This is a genomic window from Paenibacillus thermoaerophilus, assembly GCF_005938195.1.
Taxonomy (GTDB): Bacteria; Bacillota; Bacilli; order Paenibacillales; family Reconciliibacillaceae; genus Paenibacillus_W; species Paenibacillus_W thermoaerophilus.
In genome coordinates this window covers 67419-84413 of the sequence record NZ_VCQZ01000003.1, presented here as the reverse complement: position 1 = coordinate 84413, position 16995 = coordinate 67419, and the positions used below count along the sequence as shown (strand labels likewise).

Sequence of the window (16995 nt, the reverse complement as noted above, 5' to 3'; positions counted from 1 at the left end):
TGAACTTCGTCCGGGGCCGGTTGTCAAACGTATCGGCGGTTGTTATGATGGATGAGATCAAGAACGCGCCGAGCGTTGCTTGAGCAGACATGTGGGGGTGACTTGCCTTGGATAAATCGTTGGCCGTCGACATGGCTTCGAATGCGGGAACCGTGGCGCGGGAACACACGGAGCCGTCGGCCGAATCCCGCAAGCCGACCTGGAGAGACTTTTACCAGTTGGCCAAACCGGGCATTTTATTTTCGAATTCGATCACCGTCTTCGGCGGTTTTTGGATAGCTTCCGGACAAACGGGCGAACGCATCGATTTTCTGCTGCTGTTGTGGACGCTGCTCGGCAGCGCCCTGGTGATGGCGTCGGGCTGCGTATTAAACAACTATTTGGACCGGGATCTCGACAAGCTGATGACCCGGACGCAAAAACGCGCGACCGCCCGGGGCGCCATCTCGCCCCGCGTCGTGATGTGGTACGGCATCACGCTCGGTGTGGTCGGACTCGGCGTGCTTTATCTGCTGGCCAATCCGCTCGCCGCGCTGCTGGGCTTCGCCGGATTGCTCGTATACGTCTGGGTGTACACGGCGTGGCTGAAGCGCACGTCGGTGTACAGCACGTCCATCGGGGGCATCTCGGGCGCGATCCCGCCGATGATCGGCTTTACGGCCGTATCGGGCGAACTCGGAGCGGGCGCCTGGATTCTGTTCCTGATCATGTTCCTGTGGCAGCCGCCGCACTTCTGGGCGCTCGGCATCCGCCGCAAGGAAGAGTACCGCGCCGCCGGCTATCCGCTGCTGCCGGTCGTACAGGGCAACCATGCGACCAAGCTGGCGATGATGCGCTATACGATTATGCTGGTGCCCGGATCGCTGCTGCTTTACCTCTACGGATACGTGGGCGAGATTTATGTCATTGCGGCGACGATTCTCGGCATGATCTGGGTCGTGATGACGCTGCGCGGCTTCCAGGCGCAGGACGACGAAGCGTGGGCGCGCAAGATGTTCGTGTATTCCATCAATTATCTGACGCTGCTGTTCCTCGTCATGGTGATCGATACGAACTTCGTCAGCGCTACGCCGAGCATACCGTTCGAACGGATCGGCTGACAGGAGGAAGCGGACATGGCTTTTTTGCAGAAGCATTGGTTTAAGCTGGCGGCGGCCGCGCTTGTGCTTGCCGCGCTGTGGGTGGTCGGCGGCAAATATTTGAAGGGCGATCAAATCGAATGGCTGCCGAATCCCCGTCCGGCCGCGGATTACACGCTGACGGACGCAAACGGCCGGACCGTGAAGTTTGCGGACGGCCAGGGCAAAGTGCGGTTGTACTATTTCTTCTTCTCCCACTGCCCGGACGTGTGTCCGCAGACGACGTTCACCTTGTCCAAGCTGCAGACCGCATTGCAGAAGGAAGGGCTGCTCGGCGGTCAAGTGGTGATCAATTCGATCTCGTTTGATCCCGCGAGGGACACGCCGGAGCGGCTGAAGGAGTTCTCGGCGCCGTTTAATCCGGTGCCGGGAGCCTGGAACTTTCTGACCGGCACGGACGAGAAAGAGATGGCGGAACTGGCCAAAAAGTACATGGTCAGCGTCATCAAGGACGAAAAAGGAAACTTCGGCCATTACAACATGTACGTGCTGGTGGACAAGAAGGACATGATCCGGAAGTATTTCGTCGTCGACGACGAATTCGAGATGCAGGACGCCGTCAAGGCGCTGAAAGCTTTGGCGGAAGAAAAGGTTTGACCGAATCGGACGACGGCCGGGCTGTGATCGGCCGGAATGGACCTCGCAGGGGCGCTCCTTGCGGGGTTTTTTATTTGCCGGGCGCCGGCGTCGTCGGAAGCGCTTCCCGATTCGGACGGCGCGGGCGGTTGCGGCGGGGGGCGGAACACAAAAACGCGAGCATTTGTCCAATCTTCCATGTTAACGTGTGCACAAGCGTGTTTAACCGCCCTTCCATGCAGAAATCGCCCATTTTGGCCATTGTACAAATCGGGCGGCCGTGGCCTACAATGGAGGAAGTTTGCTCCCGGAGGAGAGACAGTCCATGACCACTTTGCTGCATATCCTGACGCACAACGTCATCCCGCTGACGATTATGATCGGGCTGGGCATGCTGCTGCAGCGCGCCTTCAAGCTGGATATCAAGACGTTGTCGAAATTGAATTTTTATTTGTTTTCTCCCGGCGTGGCGTTTGTTATGCTGTACAATTCGTCGCTGTCGTTTGAGGTCATTCTGGAAGTGCTGCTGTTTTTCTCTATCTTTTTTATCGCGCTTATTGTCGTGGTGGAGATCGTCGTACGGTTGCGGCGGTACCGCCCCGGCATGCGCAGCGCGATGCGCAACAGCGTCCTGTTCTACAACAGCGCCAACTACGCGATCCCTCTCAATCAGCTCGTGTTCGTCAACGATCCGTTTACGCTGTCGATTCAGATCATCATCATGATGATGCAAAATCTCATACCGAACACCTACGGGGTATACAGCGTGAACGCCCATAAACAAACACTCCGGCAGACGCTGCGCACGATCGCGTCGCTGCCGACGATTTACGTCATTCCGTTCGTGATCTTGCTGCGGGTATTCGATATTCCCGTGCCCGAGCCGATCTGGATTCCCCTCAATTACATCGCCAGCGGATTTATCGTCACGGCGCTCGTCACGCTGGGCGTTCAGCTCGGCAGCATGAATTGGTCGCTGCGGCTCGCGGACGTGCTGCTGTCGAACGCGCTTCGGCTGTGCGTCAGTCCGCTGCTCGGTTTTCTCGTCGTGCTCCTGCTGGGCATTCAGGGGACGACGGCCCAAGCGCTGGTGCTCTCCTGCGCCGTGCCGACGTCGCTCAGCAGCGTGCTGCTGGCGGTCGAATTCGACAACGAACCCGAATTCGCTTCGCAGGTGGTGTTTGCCTCGACGTTGTTCAGCGTATTTACCGTCACCATCGTGATCTACTTGCTCCAATACGTCGGCTGACGGGCGCGTGCGGAGCTTGTCCGGCGGACGGCTAATAGATGAGGTTTCCGGGCGGATCGGGGTAGATGATAAACTCCTCCAGCCCGGCTTTTTCCAACTGCTGAATGATGTATTCGTCGGGCGTGCCCTCGACGCCCGCGTATCCCCGGCGCGTGTAGATTTGGACCGCATCGGGAAACGTGTCGCGGAGCAGTCCGCGGATTTTGCGGCCGGAGGCGTCGTTGTCGAGAAACAGATACAGTTCCCGGTCCCCGACCTCCCGGCGGAGCTTCTCGATCCGCTCCCCGCTTAACGAACCGTATGTGCACAGAATCAGCACGTCCTCCGACAACAGCCGTCTCAGGCGGCTGCGGTCGTTTTTTCCCTCTACGATGATGGCGCAGGCCAAGGCCGATCCCTCCACAATCGATTGCATGGGTCAAACCCCATTATATCCGAAGGGAGAAAACGGTCCAAATATCCCAGGAACCGATGCCTGAAGCGGAAGGCGGACACAGCGCGCTGAAGGCCGCGGGCACGGCCTTCAGCCAAACGAGCGGCTGAAGGCCGCAAGCGGTTAGTTCAGGACGATAACCAACAGGATAAAGAGGACCAGGATAATCCCGACCCCGCCCCAGAGGATGCCTCCAAATTCAGCGCCATGCGACATCTTGCTTCACTCCTTCCCCGACCGGTGCGGTCATGACACTATATTGTATGGCACGGGGAGGGAGCGGATTGTGTATATACCCATAGGCAGGCGAAAAGGGGGATTTACCTACTTGTGCTTTGTCCGGCTCGGCGGGCGTCGCTTAGTGCAAGATATGGCGCGGGGACGAACCCGCGGGGCCGGGCGCGCGCCGTTTGCGGGGAGGAGGCAGCACGGCCAGGGCGATCATGAGCGCGGCGAAGGCGAGAATAAAAGGCGATACGTCGTCGCGGAAGCGGCCCGCCAGCGTCGGACCGAGGAACGCGCCGACGGACAGCGCGATCGACAGCAGCGAGAAGACGCGGCCGTAACGATTCTCGCTCGTCAGCGTAATCAGCAGCGTCGACATGGCGGGGAAGATCAGCCCCTTCGCGACGCCCACCAAGGCCAGACTCAACATCAGGGGCACGGGCCAGTCGACCGCAAGCCCGAAGAAGACGAGAGCCAGGCCAAGCGCTCCGACGACCGTGCGCCGATGGGGCGAATACCGCTGCAGGAACAGCAGGCTGAGCGTAAACAGCGCCCCGAGGCTCACCATGGAAAACAGGATGCCGGAAGCCAGGATCGAATCCTGCGACACCTTCATCAGCGGAAGCTCGAAAAACAAAATGCCTTGCGAGCAGGAGATGGCCATCGGGGTCAGGAAAAACAGCCACGGCAAGCCGCCGTATCCTTTGTCGCCCGCCGCCAAATCGTCCGCGGCGCCAACCGGAGCCGCTCCGCTGCCGGCCTTGGGACGGGGCTCGCCCGGAGCCGATGCCCCGACGCCGCCGGCACCCGAAGAAGCGGCTTTTGCGGCTTTCGCGATCGGGATGCCGAAGCCGGCCAGCGCGCCGGTGACGATCAGGCCCCAGCCCAACAGCGTAAACGTCGCGTCGAAGCCGATTTTCGCGACGAGGAGCGCCCCGGCAGCGGGAGAAACGACGGAGGCCAGCGTATGGACGAGACCGTTGCCGGCCATCAGTTTGCCTTGCAGCACGGTGTCGTCGGCCAGCTTCGCGAGCATCGACTGGCAGGCCGGCGACAGGAACGCCAGCACGAAACCCGAGATCGAGCGGATCACGAGCAGTTGCCAAGGATCGGTAACCGTCGACTGGTACAGAAGCGCGCAGCCGGCGGCGATCAGACTGGCGACGATCAGCGGCTTGCTGCCGAACCGGTCGGTCATCCAGCCCGCGATCAGATTGCCCGGCAGATGGGTGATCGAATAGACGCCCATCATCAGGCCGATGAACGACGGCGCGGCCCCGAGCGACAAAGCGAACGGGGACAGGATCGGATATTGCGCGTGCAGGTCGAACATCGCCACAAACATGAATAAGTACAGCCATATCGCGGTTTTCACCCGCCATCACCACCCCTAACCTACTTGTACGCCCGATCGGACGGGGTTAGTACCCCGAAAATGGACGGACGCCGTATCGCCGCCTCTTTCGGGCAACCGCCGGCTTGGCCATTCTTTTTCCGGAAAAAGTTGAAATATTCGCCCTCCGCGTCCTACAATGGAAGAATGAAAGCGAACGACGGAGGAAAGCAGGGGAGCATATGGATCAATGGATGGAGTTTCTCCAGGATCGGTGGTACGTTGTCGCCATAGCGGCGGTGCTGCTGCTGATCGTGCTGAATGTCGTCAAAACGGTGGTCAAGTGGCTGCTGGTGGCGGCGATCGCGGCCGGGCTGTTCTGGTACGGCGGCTCGTATATCGACCGGATCAAGGAAGTCGGGGGCGAAATCGCGAGCTCGCTCAAGGACGAGGCCGTCAAGCGGATGCTGGGCGACAAGGCGACGTACAAGGACAACGGCGACGGCACGTATACGGTGACGTCCGGAGGCGTGCAGGTCGACGGCAAAATAGGCTCCAGCGAAGTCAAGGTCACGTATATGGGCCAGTCGTTTACGCTGAACCTGGAAGGCGCGGTCCAAACATTTATCGAGCAGGCGCAAAAAAATCAGGGGTAACCGCGAACGGCTGAACCCGGGGACGGGATCGGGCGTCTAATCTATGCCGGAAGGCAAACGGCGGTTTCCCGCCGGCCCGGCATGGAAGGGACGCCGGTCTGTCCCCCGACAGGAGGAAAACACACCATGATCGATACGAACCAAACCGCAGGCCGTGTCCGTAAGCCGTTGGCCGAATACCGGGCGGTCTTTTTTGACGTGGGCGACACCCTGCTGACGATACCGAACGCGAACGCCGTGATGAAGACGGTGCTGGACCGGTTCGATTTTGTCCGGGACGAGGAGCAGATCGGCGAATATTTTACGGCGGCCTACAAGCAGTTGTACTACGGGCGCAGCCCCGACGAATACGCGGCATGCTCCCCGGAGACGGACCGGGCGTTCTGGGTCGCGCTGTACCGCCACATGCTGGAGAAGCTGGGCGCGATGGAACACACGTCGGAGGAGGTCATTCACGAATGGTGCCACGTCCTGTACGATGTGTTCACCGCCCCCGAGCATTACGTCGTGTTTCCGGACGTGATCGAGACGCTCGACGAGCTGCGCTCGCGGGGGTTCCGGCTCGGCGTCATCTCCAACTTCGCCGATTCGCTGCCGCGCATCCTGAAGGCCAAGGGGCTCGCCCCGTATTTCGACCCGATGATCGTGTCGACGGAGGTCGGGCTGGAGAAGCCCGATCCTGCGATATTCCGGCTGGCGCTCGAACGGTCGGGACTGCCGGCGGATCAAGTGCTGTACGTCGGCGATCACGAGATCAACGACGTGTATGCTCCGGGGCTGGTCGGGATCGACGCGGTGCGCATTCTGCGCTACGATTACCATGAAGGCGAGGGCATCCGCTCGCTGAAGGAGCTGTTCGACCGATGAGCCGGTACGGCAAAGTGGGGGGCGACGACCCTCAGGCCGAAGAGGCGGCGCGCCGCCGCCAACTGTCGTTCCGTTTGAACATGTTTTTCTTCTTTACGTTCCTTCTGTTTTCGGTGCTGATCGTGAGGCTGGCGGGCGTGCAGTTCATCGAAGGCGCGACGCTGGCCGCCGAGGAAGAGCAGAAAGAGCACCGTACGATCTCGCTGCCGCCGATCCGCGGCAACATCTATGCCCGGCAGGAGACGCCGATCGCGGATTCCGTGTCCACCCAATCGGTCTTTTACCATTACGATTCCGGCCGTCCCAAGGAAGAAATCATCGCGATCGCCGACCGGCTGTCCGAAGTGTTGGGCATGGCGCCGCAAGACATCGTGGCCGCCATGGACTGCAACTACGACTACGAAGGAAATTTGCGCAAGCCCGTTACCCCGAGCTACATGCCGCGGCGGATCAAGTCCGATCTCACCAAGGAGCAGATCGCTTATCTCGCCTGGTACCGGGACGAGTTGCCCGGCATTCAGGTCGAGGAGGAAAGCATGCGCCGTTATAACGAGAAGGGCATCGCGGTTCAACTGGTCGGGTATCTGCGTCCCTTCAATACGGCCAAAAACAACCCGGGCACGCGCGCCTATTACGAAAACATCCTGCACCGCGAGGATTATCTGGACAAGGAAGACGTCGGTTACGACGGCCTGGAGCTGATGTTTCAGGAGGAGTTGCGCGGAAGAAACGGCAAAAAGACGTATCCCGTCAACGCGCACTCCCAGATTATCGGCTCGATGGAAATTACGCCTCCCGTCAAGGGCAACAATCTGTTCCTGACGATCGACGAAGACGTGCAGTTGGAGACGGAGCGGGCGATCGAGGAGCATCTGGAGAAAATCCGCAAATCGACGAACAAATGGGAGCGCGCTCCGTACGCCACGACCGGCTACGCGGTGGCGATGGAGGTTCATACCGGCAAAGTGCGCGCCATGGTCAGCTACCCCGAGTACAACCCGAACGACTGGCGGGGCGGGATGAAGCCCGATGTGTACCAGGCGACGCAGCACCTGCATCCGAACGGCACGATCCGCGAGGTTTATCCGAATTATCCGGATCAGAAGGAGCGCAACAAGCACCCGACCTCGCTTGTTTATCTCGGGTCGACCATGAAGCCGCTGTCGGTGCTGATCGGACTGAACGAGAAATTTTTCTCGCCGAACGACAAGTACAACGACCTCGGATACTACACGTACGGCAGAGACAACACGACGGTATGGAACTCCGAGAGCAGAGCGTACGGGCCGATCAACGCCCAGAGGGCGATCTCCGTGTCGTCCAACACGTTTATGATGGCCATGGTCAGCCGTCCGCTCTACAACAAAGGCGATGCCGGTCTCGAATTGTTCGTCAATTATCTGAAAAAATTCGGACTCGGCGTGACGACGGGCAGCGGACTCCCGAACGAAATTACGGGCACGACGATGGAATCGCTGCAGCGCGAGATCAAAGCGTCCAGCTTGCAAAATGTGCTCATGCGCGCCACCTGGGGACAGATGGGCCGTTATACGACGCTGCAGCTCGCTCAATACGCGGCCACGCTCGCCAACCGGGGCAAACGCATGAAGCCGCTGTTCGTCGAGAAAATGACCACCTACGATTTCGAGCCGGTGAAGACGTTCGAGCCGGAAGTGCTCGACACCATCGATATACCCCAGGAGTACTGGGAAGTCGTCCATCAGGGAATGCTGGGCGTCAACAAGCAGGGGTTCGAGGGCTTTAACATCCCGGTGGCGGCCAAGACGGGCACGTCGACGCAGATGACGTCCGCCGGAGAGGTCGACAACGCCGTGTTTATCGCCTACGCGCCGGCCGACAAGCCGAAGCTTGCCGTGGCCGTCGTCATTCCGGAGGGCGGTTACGGAAGCTGGGGCGCCGCGCCGATCGCGCGGAAAATCTTCGAAGCCTACGACAAGGCGATCGGCTTGTACGATGAGAAGACGGAGTAGCGTCCGTCTCCCGCTGCGGCTAGCCGCTCGCGCTTTATGTCGTGGACTTCATGCTGGCGCTTCCTCCGCTGCTGATCTATGTGCGGTGGCGTAGGAGACCGCGGAAATAGGCTTTGCACGAAGGCATTCGGCCGATTTCGGCTTGAATGCCTTTTTTGCGCCGGTCCTCGCCCCCAGGAAATGATTGGGCAAGGAAATTTCGTCCGATTCAGGTAGTTTTCAGGTTTGTCCGCTATAATGGGAGCATCGATTGCTGGAGGTCGGTGCTTCGATGAGATTGCTCGTGGTGGACGATGATCCGAATATCCGCCGGTTAATGAAGGTATGCCTGCAGGAAGAAAACTACGCGGTCGCCGAAGCGGCCAACGGACGGGAAGCGCTCGACTTGTGCTTGTCGTCTCCGCCCGACTTGATCGTGCTGGACGTGATGCTTCCCGAGATGGACGGCTGGGCGTTTTGCCGGGAGGCCAAGCGGATCGCCGATATCCCGATTATCATGGTGACCGCCCGCGGCGAGATGGACGACAAATTGCGCGGATTCGGGGCGGGGGCGGACGATTACCTCGTCAAGCCTTTTGATCCGAGGGAACTCGTCGTCCGCGTGAAGGCGCTGCTTCGCCGCTTCCGCATCGAACACGCCCAGACGGTTCAGGTGGGGGATGTGTCCATCGACCGCCGGGCTTACGAGGTGCAGATCGGAGACATCGCCTTTCTGCTGCCGCCGAAGGAGTTCGAGCTGCTGTTCAAGCTGGCCAGCTATCCGAACCGGATATTCACGCGTTCGCAGTTGATCGAGCAAATCTGGGGCATCGACTACGACGGCGACGAGCGGACTGTCGACGTACATATCAAGCGGTTGCGGGAGAGGCTGGAAGGCTTGTCCGAACGCGTCGCGATCCAGACGGTTCGGGGGCTCGGCTACCGGCTGGAGGTGATTGCGTGACGCGGACGCTTGTTGTGCGCATCGCGCTGGTCATCACGGTGGTCGTATGGGGCAGCCTGGCGGTGTCGACGGCGCTGACGTCCAACAAGTTCCGCGAATCGGTGGAGTTTCGTATCGAGGACCGGATGCGCCAGGCAGGCGAGACGGTGCTGCGGCTGCTGGCCCAGGCGGAAGGATCGGCCGATGCGGACATCGGAGCGCTGCTGTCGGCGGCCGCCCAGTTGGGCCGCAATAACCGGTATACAGTCTACGACGAGTCGGGGGCGGCGATCCGGCCGGCCGTTCCGCAGCCGCAAGCGGCGGCGGGAAGCGGCGATCCGCCTGCCGAGCTCGTCGAGCGCGTGCTCGGCGGCGAGCATTACGCGACGGATTCGGCTTCCGCCGGCGAAGTTCCCGCGCTGGTCGGCCTTCCCTTCGAATGGCGGGGCCATCGCTACGCGCTGTTCGTGCAACCGTTCCTGATTCCGCAGATTCGCGATTTCGAATTCGTGCGCAACCGTCTGGTGTACAGCTTCCTGGCGATCAGCGCGATTCTCGTGCTGGCGGCGTCGATGTATCTTGTGCGCCCGCTGCGCAAGATCACCGAAGCGACCCGGCGTCTGGCGACGGGCGATTTCAGCGTGAGATTGAACATCCGCCAGCAGGACGAGCTGGGCATGCTGGCGCGGAGCATCAACCATATGGCCGACGAGCTCGGCAAGATGGAGTCGGTGCGGCGGGAATTCGTGGCGAACGTCTCGCACGATATCCGCACGCCGCTGACCTCCATTCGCGGGTTTACGCGAATCCTGCTTAATGACAGCCTGTCGCCCGAGGAGCGCCGGTCGTATCTGGAGATTATCGAGAAGGAGTCGGAGCGGCTGTCCCGGCTGAGCGAAAATCTGCTGAAGCTGGCTTCGCTCGACGCCCGCCAATACCCGTATAAGCCCGCCCCCGTCCAACTGGACGAGTTGCTTCGCCGCACCGTGCTGGCGCTGGAACCGCTCTGGTCCGAGAAGCGGCTGCAGTTGGATCTGGATCTGCCCAAGACGGTGGTGACGGCTGACGAGGATGCGCTCAATCAGGTGTGGACGAACCTGCTGGACAACAGCATCAAGTTCACGCCTGCGGGCGGCACGGTGGCGATTCGGCTGGAGCGTTCGGCCGACAAGGTCCTGGTGACGGTGTCCGACACGGGGATCGGCATGACCGAGGAGGATCGGCGGCAAGTGTTCCAGCGGTTTTTCAAGGCGGATTCGTCCCGCCGGAACGCGGGGCACGGCGGGAGCGGCCTGGGCCTGGCCATCGCCGCGAAGATGGTCGAGCTGCACGGAGGGCGCCTCTCTTGCGAGAGCGCCGTCGGACGAGGCACGACGATGACGGTGGAGCTCCCGGCGAAGCCCGGTCGGGCCGTGGCTGCCCCGTGAATCGATTAGCCGGCTCCAGGTCGGCTAACGGATTATTCTGCCGGATGGCGGCTCCCGACACGGATGTCGGGGGCCGCTTTTTCTTATGCCCGGAGTTGCGCCTTCGTCGCAGAAAGTCCTGCCATTTTAAGCTTCCTTTAAGCTCAAGTTCATATCGAGTTCAAAATGGACCCGTATACTGTCGGCAGCAACCGCGGAGAGGAGACCGGCGCATGGAGAGACGCCCGTTGAAAACGGCTGCGGCGCTGTTGGCGCCGGACCTTGCGCCGAGCGGATTCATCCACAGAATCAACCGGTCGAGATCGTGCGGGTCCGGATCGCAGGAGCCGAAGGCTCGACGTCTCAAGGAGGCTTATGATGATGAAGGTGTTACGCAGCAAAAAATGGCCGGCGCTGACGCTTGCGGCCGTGCTGGCGGCCGGAGGCTCGACGACATACTACGTGCTGGCGGCGGGCAAGGAGACGAAGACCGAGGAGGTCCAATACACGGAATACAAGGTGGCCCGAGGCAATATCCGCACGTCCATCAGCGGGACTTCCCAGTTCCAGGCGCAGAGCGTGCAGGACATTACGATTCCGGCCGACGGCACGATCAAGACGATGAACTTGACGCGCAGCATGGCGGTGAAGAAAGGAGACATCCTGCTGGAGATCGCCAATCCGACGCTGGAGGCGAACTTGAAAAACGCGGAAGCGCAGCTCTCCAAGCTGGAGCGGGAGCTTGCCGACCTGCAGGCGCAGCAGGGCAGCATGACGATCAAAGCCCCGATCTCGGGCACGATTACATTCGCCAACAATATCGATACGGGTTCGAGCGTGAACAAGCAGACCAAGATCGGCTCCGTCGCCGACGCCTCGACCGTCACGGTCAAACTGCCTGTTCTGCTGGAGGAAGCGTCGCAACTGGCCGCGGGCGACACGGTCGAGCTGGATGTAACCGGCTATCTGCTGACGCGGACGGGCACGATTCGCGATATCGGCAGCCAACCGAAAGCTGCGGCCAACGGGGCGCGCGTGCTGGAGATCACGGTGGCCGCCGAAAATGACGGCTCGCTTGCGGCCGGCATGGACGTGACGGGTAAGATCTCCAAAAACGGCGTCGAGATCGTCTCCCAAGCGAGCGGCAAGCTGGAGGTGGCGCAGACGGTCTCCGTCTTCTCCAAGGCGTCCGGCACGATCGAGCAACTGCTGTTCAAAAACGGCGACCGCGTCGAGGCCGGACAGACGATCGCAAAGCTCGCGAATCCGACGCTGGCCGACGAGATATTGGCGAAGCAAGCCGACGTGGAACGCCAGAGAGCCGCGGTCGAGGAGCAGCGTGCCAAGCTGGCCGAGCTGACGGTTACGGCCCCGTTCGACGGCGTGTTTTCCAGCGACTTCGCCGACCAGAAGAAAAACGTGCTGGCTTCTTATCCCGTCGGCGCCAAGGCGACGGCCGGAACGACGCTGGGGGCGGTCGCCAGCGAGAACAGCCTGACGCTTGCGATCCAGGTGGACGAGCTGGATATGCCCCAGGTCAAGCAAGGACTGAAGGCGGTGGTGACGGTCGAAGCGTTGCCGGGACGAGTCTTCGAGGGCGAAGTGACGCAGGTGTCCACCGTCGGCGTGACGACGAACGGGGTCACGTACTACGACGCGATGCTAACCGTCCAGAATTCCCAGACGAACGAGTTGAAATACGGCATGACGGCGACGGCCGAAGTGCTTATCCAGGACAAGCAGAACGTGCTGGTCGTGCCGATCGAAGCGCTGCAGTCGCAGCGGGGCAACCGCTTCGTCTCGATCAAAAAAGCCGACGGCACGATCGAGGAGCAGCACCCCGTCAAAATCGGCCAGCGCAGCAAGACGATGGTGGAGATTACGGAAGGGCTGAGCGAAGGGGATATCGTCGTGATTCCGCAGCGGCGAACGGCGCAGAACCTGTCGCAGCAGCAAATCAACCAGCTCCGGCAGCAGTTCGGCGGCGGGGCGGGGGGCGCCGTCCAAATCTCGCCGGAGATGATCCAGCAGTTCCAGCAGCAGCGCCAGCAAGGCGGCGGTGGCGGCGGAACCGGAGGTTTCCAGGGCGGCGCAGGAAGCGGCAGATCCGGCGGAGGTTCCGGTTCCGGTGCCGGCGGCTCAGGCTCAGGCGCAGGCGCTGGCGCTGCGAGAGGCGGGGGGCAATAACGATGATCGAGCTCACTGACATTTGCAAGGAATACGGAAGCGGGGCCGAACGTCAACAAATTTTGAAGGGGATCACCCTGAGCGTCGGGGCCGGAGAATTCGTCGCGGTCGTCGGCCCCAGCGGTTCCGGCAAATCCACGCTCATGAACATCATCGGCCTGCTCGACGTGCCCACCTCCGGGACGTATGTGCTGGACGGCGTCTCGACGGCGAACCTGAACGACAACCAGCTCGCGGAGCTGCGCAACCGCAAGATCGGCTTTATTTTCCAACAGTTCAACCTGCTCCCCGGATTAACCGCGATCGAGAACGTGGAGCTGCCGCTGCTGTACGCGGGCATGAGCCGCAAGGAGCGGCGCGAACGCGCCGCGGCCGTGCTCGAAGCCGTCGGCATGGGGCACCGGATGTTCCACCGGCCGAATCAGCTATCCGGCGGCCAGCAGCAGCGCGTGGCCATCTCGCGGGCGCTTGCCGGATCGCCGGCTCTCCTGCTCGCGGACGAGCCGACGGGAGCGCTCGATTCCAGGACGGGAGCCGAGGTGCTGGAGCTGATGATCCAACTGAACGAGCAAGGCCATACGATCGTGCTGATCACGCACGACCCGGAGATTGCCGAGCGCTCCAGGCGCATCGTCCATATCCGCGACGGGGAGATCGTGGAGGACCGGGCGAGCCGGGGGGCGGCGCCGCCTCCGAAGAAGGAGGTGCCCGTCTGATGCTGTACGAGCTGTTTGCGATGGCGTTCAAGACGGTGGTCGGCAAGCCGATGCGCACCTTGCTCACGATGCTCGGCGTCATTATCGGCGTCGGCTCCGTCGTGACGCTTGTCTCCATCGGCAACGGCACGACTGCGCAGATCGAAGCGCAATACGACAGTCTCGGGACGAATCTGCTGGTCGTCAACCTGATGGGCAGCGGGCGCGCGACCCAGCTCGATTACGACGAGCTGATGGAGCTGGAGGGATTGCCGGAGATCGGGCGTTTGGCGCCGACGATCAACAAGAGCGGGGCGACGGTCAAATACGATCGCACCAGCGAGACGGCGACCGTCATCGGCACGAACGACCGCTATCTCGACGTCATGAAGGCGGAGATCGACAAAGGCCGGTTTCTCGCTCCCGCGGACAACGAATTCCGAAATCCCGTGGCGGTGCTGGGCAGCGAGATCGCCAAGACGTATTTCGGCACGCTCGACCCGGTCGGCGAATCGATCAGAATCGACGGCGTCGTCTACGAGGTGATCGGCGTGCTGAAGCCAAAAGGCTCGAACATCGCCGGAAGCTCGGTCGACCAGGCGATTATCGCGCCGCTGGAATCGGTCCGCCGGGTGTTTAAGCTGGGCAATATCCGCACCACTTATATAGAAGCGGAGACCAAAGAAGCGATTCCGGTGGCCGAGGAGACCATCAAGCAGTACCTCACGTACAAGTTCAAAAGCAGCAACGGCTTCCAGGTGATGAACCAGGAGGAACTGATCGAATCGCGGACGGCGGCCGTCCATTCGCTGACCCGGCAACTGATCAGCGTCGCGGCGATCTCGCTGGTCGTCGGGGGCATCGGCATCATGAACATTATGCTGGTCACCGTCACCGAGCGGACGAAGGAGATCGGGCTGCGCAAGTCGATCGGAGCGAAGCGCCGCCATATTCTCGCGCAGTTTCTGATCGAATCGTCCGTGCTCAGCGGTCTGGGAGGCGTCGTCGGCTTGCTGGTCGGCATTGCCGCTTCGCTGCTCTGGCCCGTCATCAACCCCAACCAGCCTACGGAGCTGTCGCTCCAGGTCGGGCTGTACGCCCTGGCGTTTTCCGTGCTGGTCGGGATCGTATTCGGCCTGTATCCGGCCAATAAAGCGTCCCGGCTCAAGCCGATCGATGCGCTGCGTTTCGATTAATCGACAAGGAGGGCTTCCCATGATCTCACATACTTCCGGCAGCCGGAACAGACGCAGGGCGGTATCCCTGCTGCTGGCGGCGGCGATCGCGGGCTCCGTCTGGAGCACGCCTGCCGCCTACGCGGGCAAGGAAGGCATCTATCTGAATGCGGAGGCGTATTTCACGCTGGAGAAAATCGGCTTCACCTCCGTAAGCGACGGGACGAACCTGCAATTCTCGATCCGGCTGCACAACGGTTCGAGGTCGGCGGTCAACTTCGGAGCCTACGGCGCGCTTGTGCAGGATTCGTCCGGACGGAGATACAGCGCCAAGCTGACGGCCAAGCGGAACGCCCTGGTCCAGCCGGGCCAGGAACAGGATTACGGCTACGTCGCCAAACTGCCGTCCGGCGCTGCTCCGGACGATTTGCAGGTGATCGTATTCGCCTGGGATTACAGCCGGAAGACGTATATGAGAGAGCTGGGCGCGTTCTCCGTCGCCGCCGCCGTGGAAGCGGACGGCGCGAACGGCGCGGGCTCCGCCGTCTATCTGAACGCGGCGGACGAGAAGCTGCCGGCGGATGCGGCCGCCAGCTTCGCGGTGGCGCGATTGTACGAGGTGTACGAGGAGGACGGCGGTTGGCACCTGTATGCGGATCTTCTTGTGACCAATCACGGCAGCTCGGCTCTGACGCTGCCCTCCTCGATCGTATACCAGTTGGAGGACGCCGAAGGAAACATGCTGCCGCTGGAGGCGTCGGGTCCGGCGCTCGGCGCTATTCCGGCCGGTAAGACGCGCAAGCTCACGCTCAAGAGCGGCGTCGCCCTGGATGGAGGCGGCAACGGCCGCCCATGGACGGTGCATGTGGAGGCGAACCGGGCCGACGGCACGGAGCTGACGCTGGCTTCCGTCGGGGCGAACTCGGGCGGCGCGATTGCGGGTCTCGGCGGTTCGGAGCCATACATTCGCGCCGATGGGTCGACGACGCTGAGCTTTAAGCTGGATTCGGCATCGGCGGTTACGCTCCCGGACAAAACGGTCGTCAAAGCGGTTGTGACCTTGTCGCAGTCGGCGGCCAAATACGCGTCGCTGCCCGCGCTTCAGGCGAGGTTCCAGTCGAAGTCGGGAGCGGGAAGCTTCGAGGCGGCCGATACCGGAAGCCACCCGGCTTATTTGTCGGCCAACGGGTCCGAGCCGTACGTCTTCGAGGCGTCGCTGCCGGCCGACGCCGATCCTGACGATCTGCAATTGGTGTTGTTCGAGACGGCCGGCAGCGGCGCGGCGTCCGCCGCGCATCCGGTGTTCGTCGGCGATCTGGACGGGGTGCCGACGAAGGATTCCCTCGACAGCGAGGCGGTCGCGTATACGCTGGGAGAGAAGCTTCCGCTGGAAACCGGTGGCATACTGGACGAAGACATGAGCGTGTCGCTGATGGATCTGCAACTGTATCAGAACGAGTCGACCGGATACGCCACTGCTGTCGCCAAGTTCAAGCTGACGAACAACGACAGCTCGGCGCTCCCGGTGCCGGATCTGCTGTTCGATCTCGCGGGCCCCGACGGCCGCGTCTACAGCGGCGTCCGCCAGCAGAACGCGGTGTCGTCGATCGCTCCCAATACGAGCTATATGGTGGCGTATTCGTTCCAGGTTCCCGGGCTCGAACCCGGCGCCGATGTCGAGTTGCGCGCGTACGAGCAGAAAGCCGGCAGCGTCTCGCGGATATCGCTCGGATCGTTCGCGACGGCGTTACAGATCGACGAGACGGACGACAATAAATGGAATGTGTACCCCTTCGAGCTGGTGACGAAGGAATATTACCGGACGATGAATATGGGCTCGGGCACGTTCAATTATATGCTTCAGCTTCATCTCGATTTGAAGCGGCTGGAGTCGATCGTCTACGATACGACGCTGTCCGCCATTCAGTTCGAGTACACGGATGTATTCGGAATTCCGCTGTCCACGGCGACGGCAAGCCTCACCGGCGCGTCGAGAATGGTCAGCGGCCGGAACACGATTACGATTCCGAACATCAAAACGAGCCAATACGGCTCCGGCGACAAAATCAACGTCTACGAAGTGATCCAAACGCCGAACGGCCAAGTGAAGCGTCTGCTGGGCACGTTCCAGCCGTAGCCGT

14 protein-coding genes are annotated in these 16995 nt (G+C 61.4%); 12 read left to right on the top strand and 2 right to left on the bottom strand.

Annotated features, from left to right (window positions below):
* Window positions 1–131 precede the first annotated feature (131 nt).
* The 3 genes from cyoE (at window position 132) to FE781_RS03190 (ending at window position 2964) form a co-directional block, all read left to right on the top strand.
* On the top strand, window positions 132–1100 hold the full coding sequence (cyoE, locus tag FE781_RS03200) for a heme o synthase (RefSeq protein WP_138788322.1): 969 nt from the start codon (window positions 132–134) through the stop codon (window positions 1098–1100).
* Between the two features lie 15 nt (window positions 1101–1115).
* Window positions 1116–1736, top strand: a complete 621-nt coding sequence (locus FE781_RS03195; protein ID WP_138788191.1) for an SCO family protein — start codon at window positions 1116–1118, stop codon at window positions 1734–1736.
* A 304-nt stretch (window positions 1737–2040) separates the two neighbouring features.
* On the top strand, window positions 2041–2964 hold the full coding sequence (locus tag FE781_RS03190; protein ID WP_138788190.1) for an AEC family transporter: 924 nt from the start codon (window positions 2041–2043) through the stop codon (window positions 2962–2964).
* Window positions 2965–2995: 31 nt separating this feature from the next.
* Here FE781_RS03190 and FE781_RS03185 read toward each other — a convergent pair whose 3' ends face one another.
* Window positions 2996–3379 carry a toprim domain-containing protein gene (locus FE781_RS03185; RefSeq protein ID WP_379252713.1) on the bottom strand — a complete coding sequence of 128 codons (384 nt, stop codon included), beginning with the start codon at window positions 3377–3379 and terminating at the stop codon, window positions 2996–2998.
* 376 nt (window positions 3380–3755) lie between these two features.
* Window positions 3756–4997: an MFS transporter gene (locus FE781_RS03175; protein WP_138788188.1), complete on the bottom strand. Its 1242-nt coding sequence runs from the start codon at window positions 4995–4997 to the stop codon at window positions 3756–3758.
* Between the two features lie 200 nt (window positions 4998–5197).
* On the opposite strand from FE781_RS03175, the gene FE781_RS03170 reads away from it, so the two are divergent.
* The 9 genes from FE781_RS03170 (at window position 5198) to FE781_RS03130 (ending at window position 16991) form a co-directional block, all read left to right on the top strand.
* Window positions 5198–5611, top strand: a complete 414-nt coding sequence (locus FE781_RS03170; protein ID WP_138788187.1) for a hypothetical protein — start codon at window positions 5198–5200, stop codon at window positions 5609–5611.
* A gap of 126 nt (window positions 5612–5737) precedes the next feature.
* Window positions 5738–6478, top strand: coding sequence for an HAD-IA family hydrolase (locus tag FE781_RS03165; protein ID WP_138788186.1), 741 nt, complete (start codon window positions 5738–5740; stop codon window positions 6476–6478).
* Entirely contained in the window at window positions 6475–8469 is a 1995-nt protein-coding gene (locus tag FE781_RS03160; RefSeq protein ID WP_138788185.1) for a peptidoglycan D,D-transpeptidase FtsI family protein, read from the top strand. Before FE781_RS03165 ends, FE781_RS03160 begins: the two co-directional genes overlap by 4 nt.
* A 271-nt stretch (window positions 8470–8740) precedes the next feature.
* Window positions 8741–9412 (top strand): response regulator transcription factor, encoded by a 672-nt coding sequence (locus tag FE781_RS03155; protein ID WP_138788184.1) that lies wholly within the window; start codon window positions 8741–8743, stop codon window positions 9410–9412.
* Window positions 9409–10818: a sensor histidine kinase gene (locus FE781_RS03150; RefSeq protein WP_138788183.1), complete on the top strand. Its 1410-nt coding sequence runs from the start codon at window positions 9409–9411 to the stop codon at window positions 10816–10818. Before FE781_RS03155 ends, FE781_RS03150 begins: the two co-directional genes overlap by 4 nt.
* A 360-nt stretch (window positions 10819–11178) precedes the next feature.
* Complete coding sequence (locus FE781_RS03145; protein ID WP_170209402.1) at window positions 11179–12984, top strand: efflux RND transporter periplasmic adaptor subunit; 1806 nt, start codon at window positions 11179–11181, stop codon at window positions 12982–12984.
* A 2-nt stretch (window positions 12985–12986) separates the two neighbouring features.
* On the top strand, window positions 12987–13700 hold the full coding sequence (locus FE781_RS03140) for an ABC transporter ATP-binding protein (protein ID WP_138788181.1): 714 nt from the start codon (window positions 12987–12989) through the stop codon (window positions 13698–13700).
* On the top strand, window positions 13700–14875 hold the full coding sequence (locus FE781_RS03135; protein ID WP_246068013.1) for an ABC transporter permease: 1176 nt from the start codon (window positions 13700–13702) through the stop codon (window positions 14873–14875). Before FE781_RS03140 ends, FE781_RS03135 begins: the two co-directional genes overlap by 1 nt.
* A 19-nt stretch (window positions 14876–14894) precedes the next feature.
* Window positions 14895–16991 (top strand): hypothetical protein, encoded by a 2097-nt coding sequence (locus FE781_RS03130; RefSeq protein ID WP_138788180.1) that lies wholly within the window; start codon window positions 14895–14897, stop codon window positions 16989–16991.
* Window positions 16992–16995 lie beyond the last annotated feature (4 nt).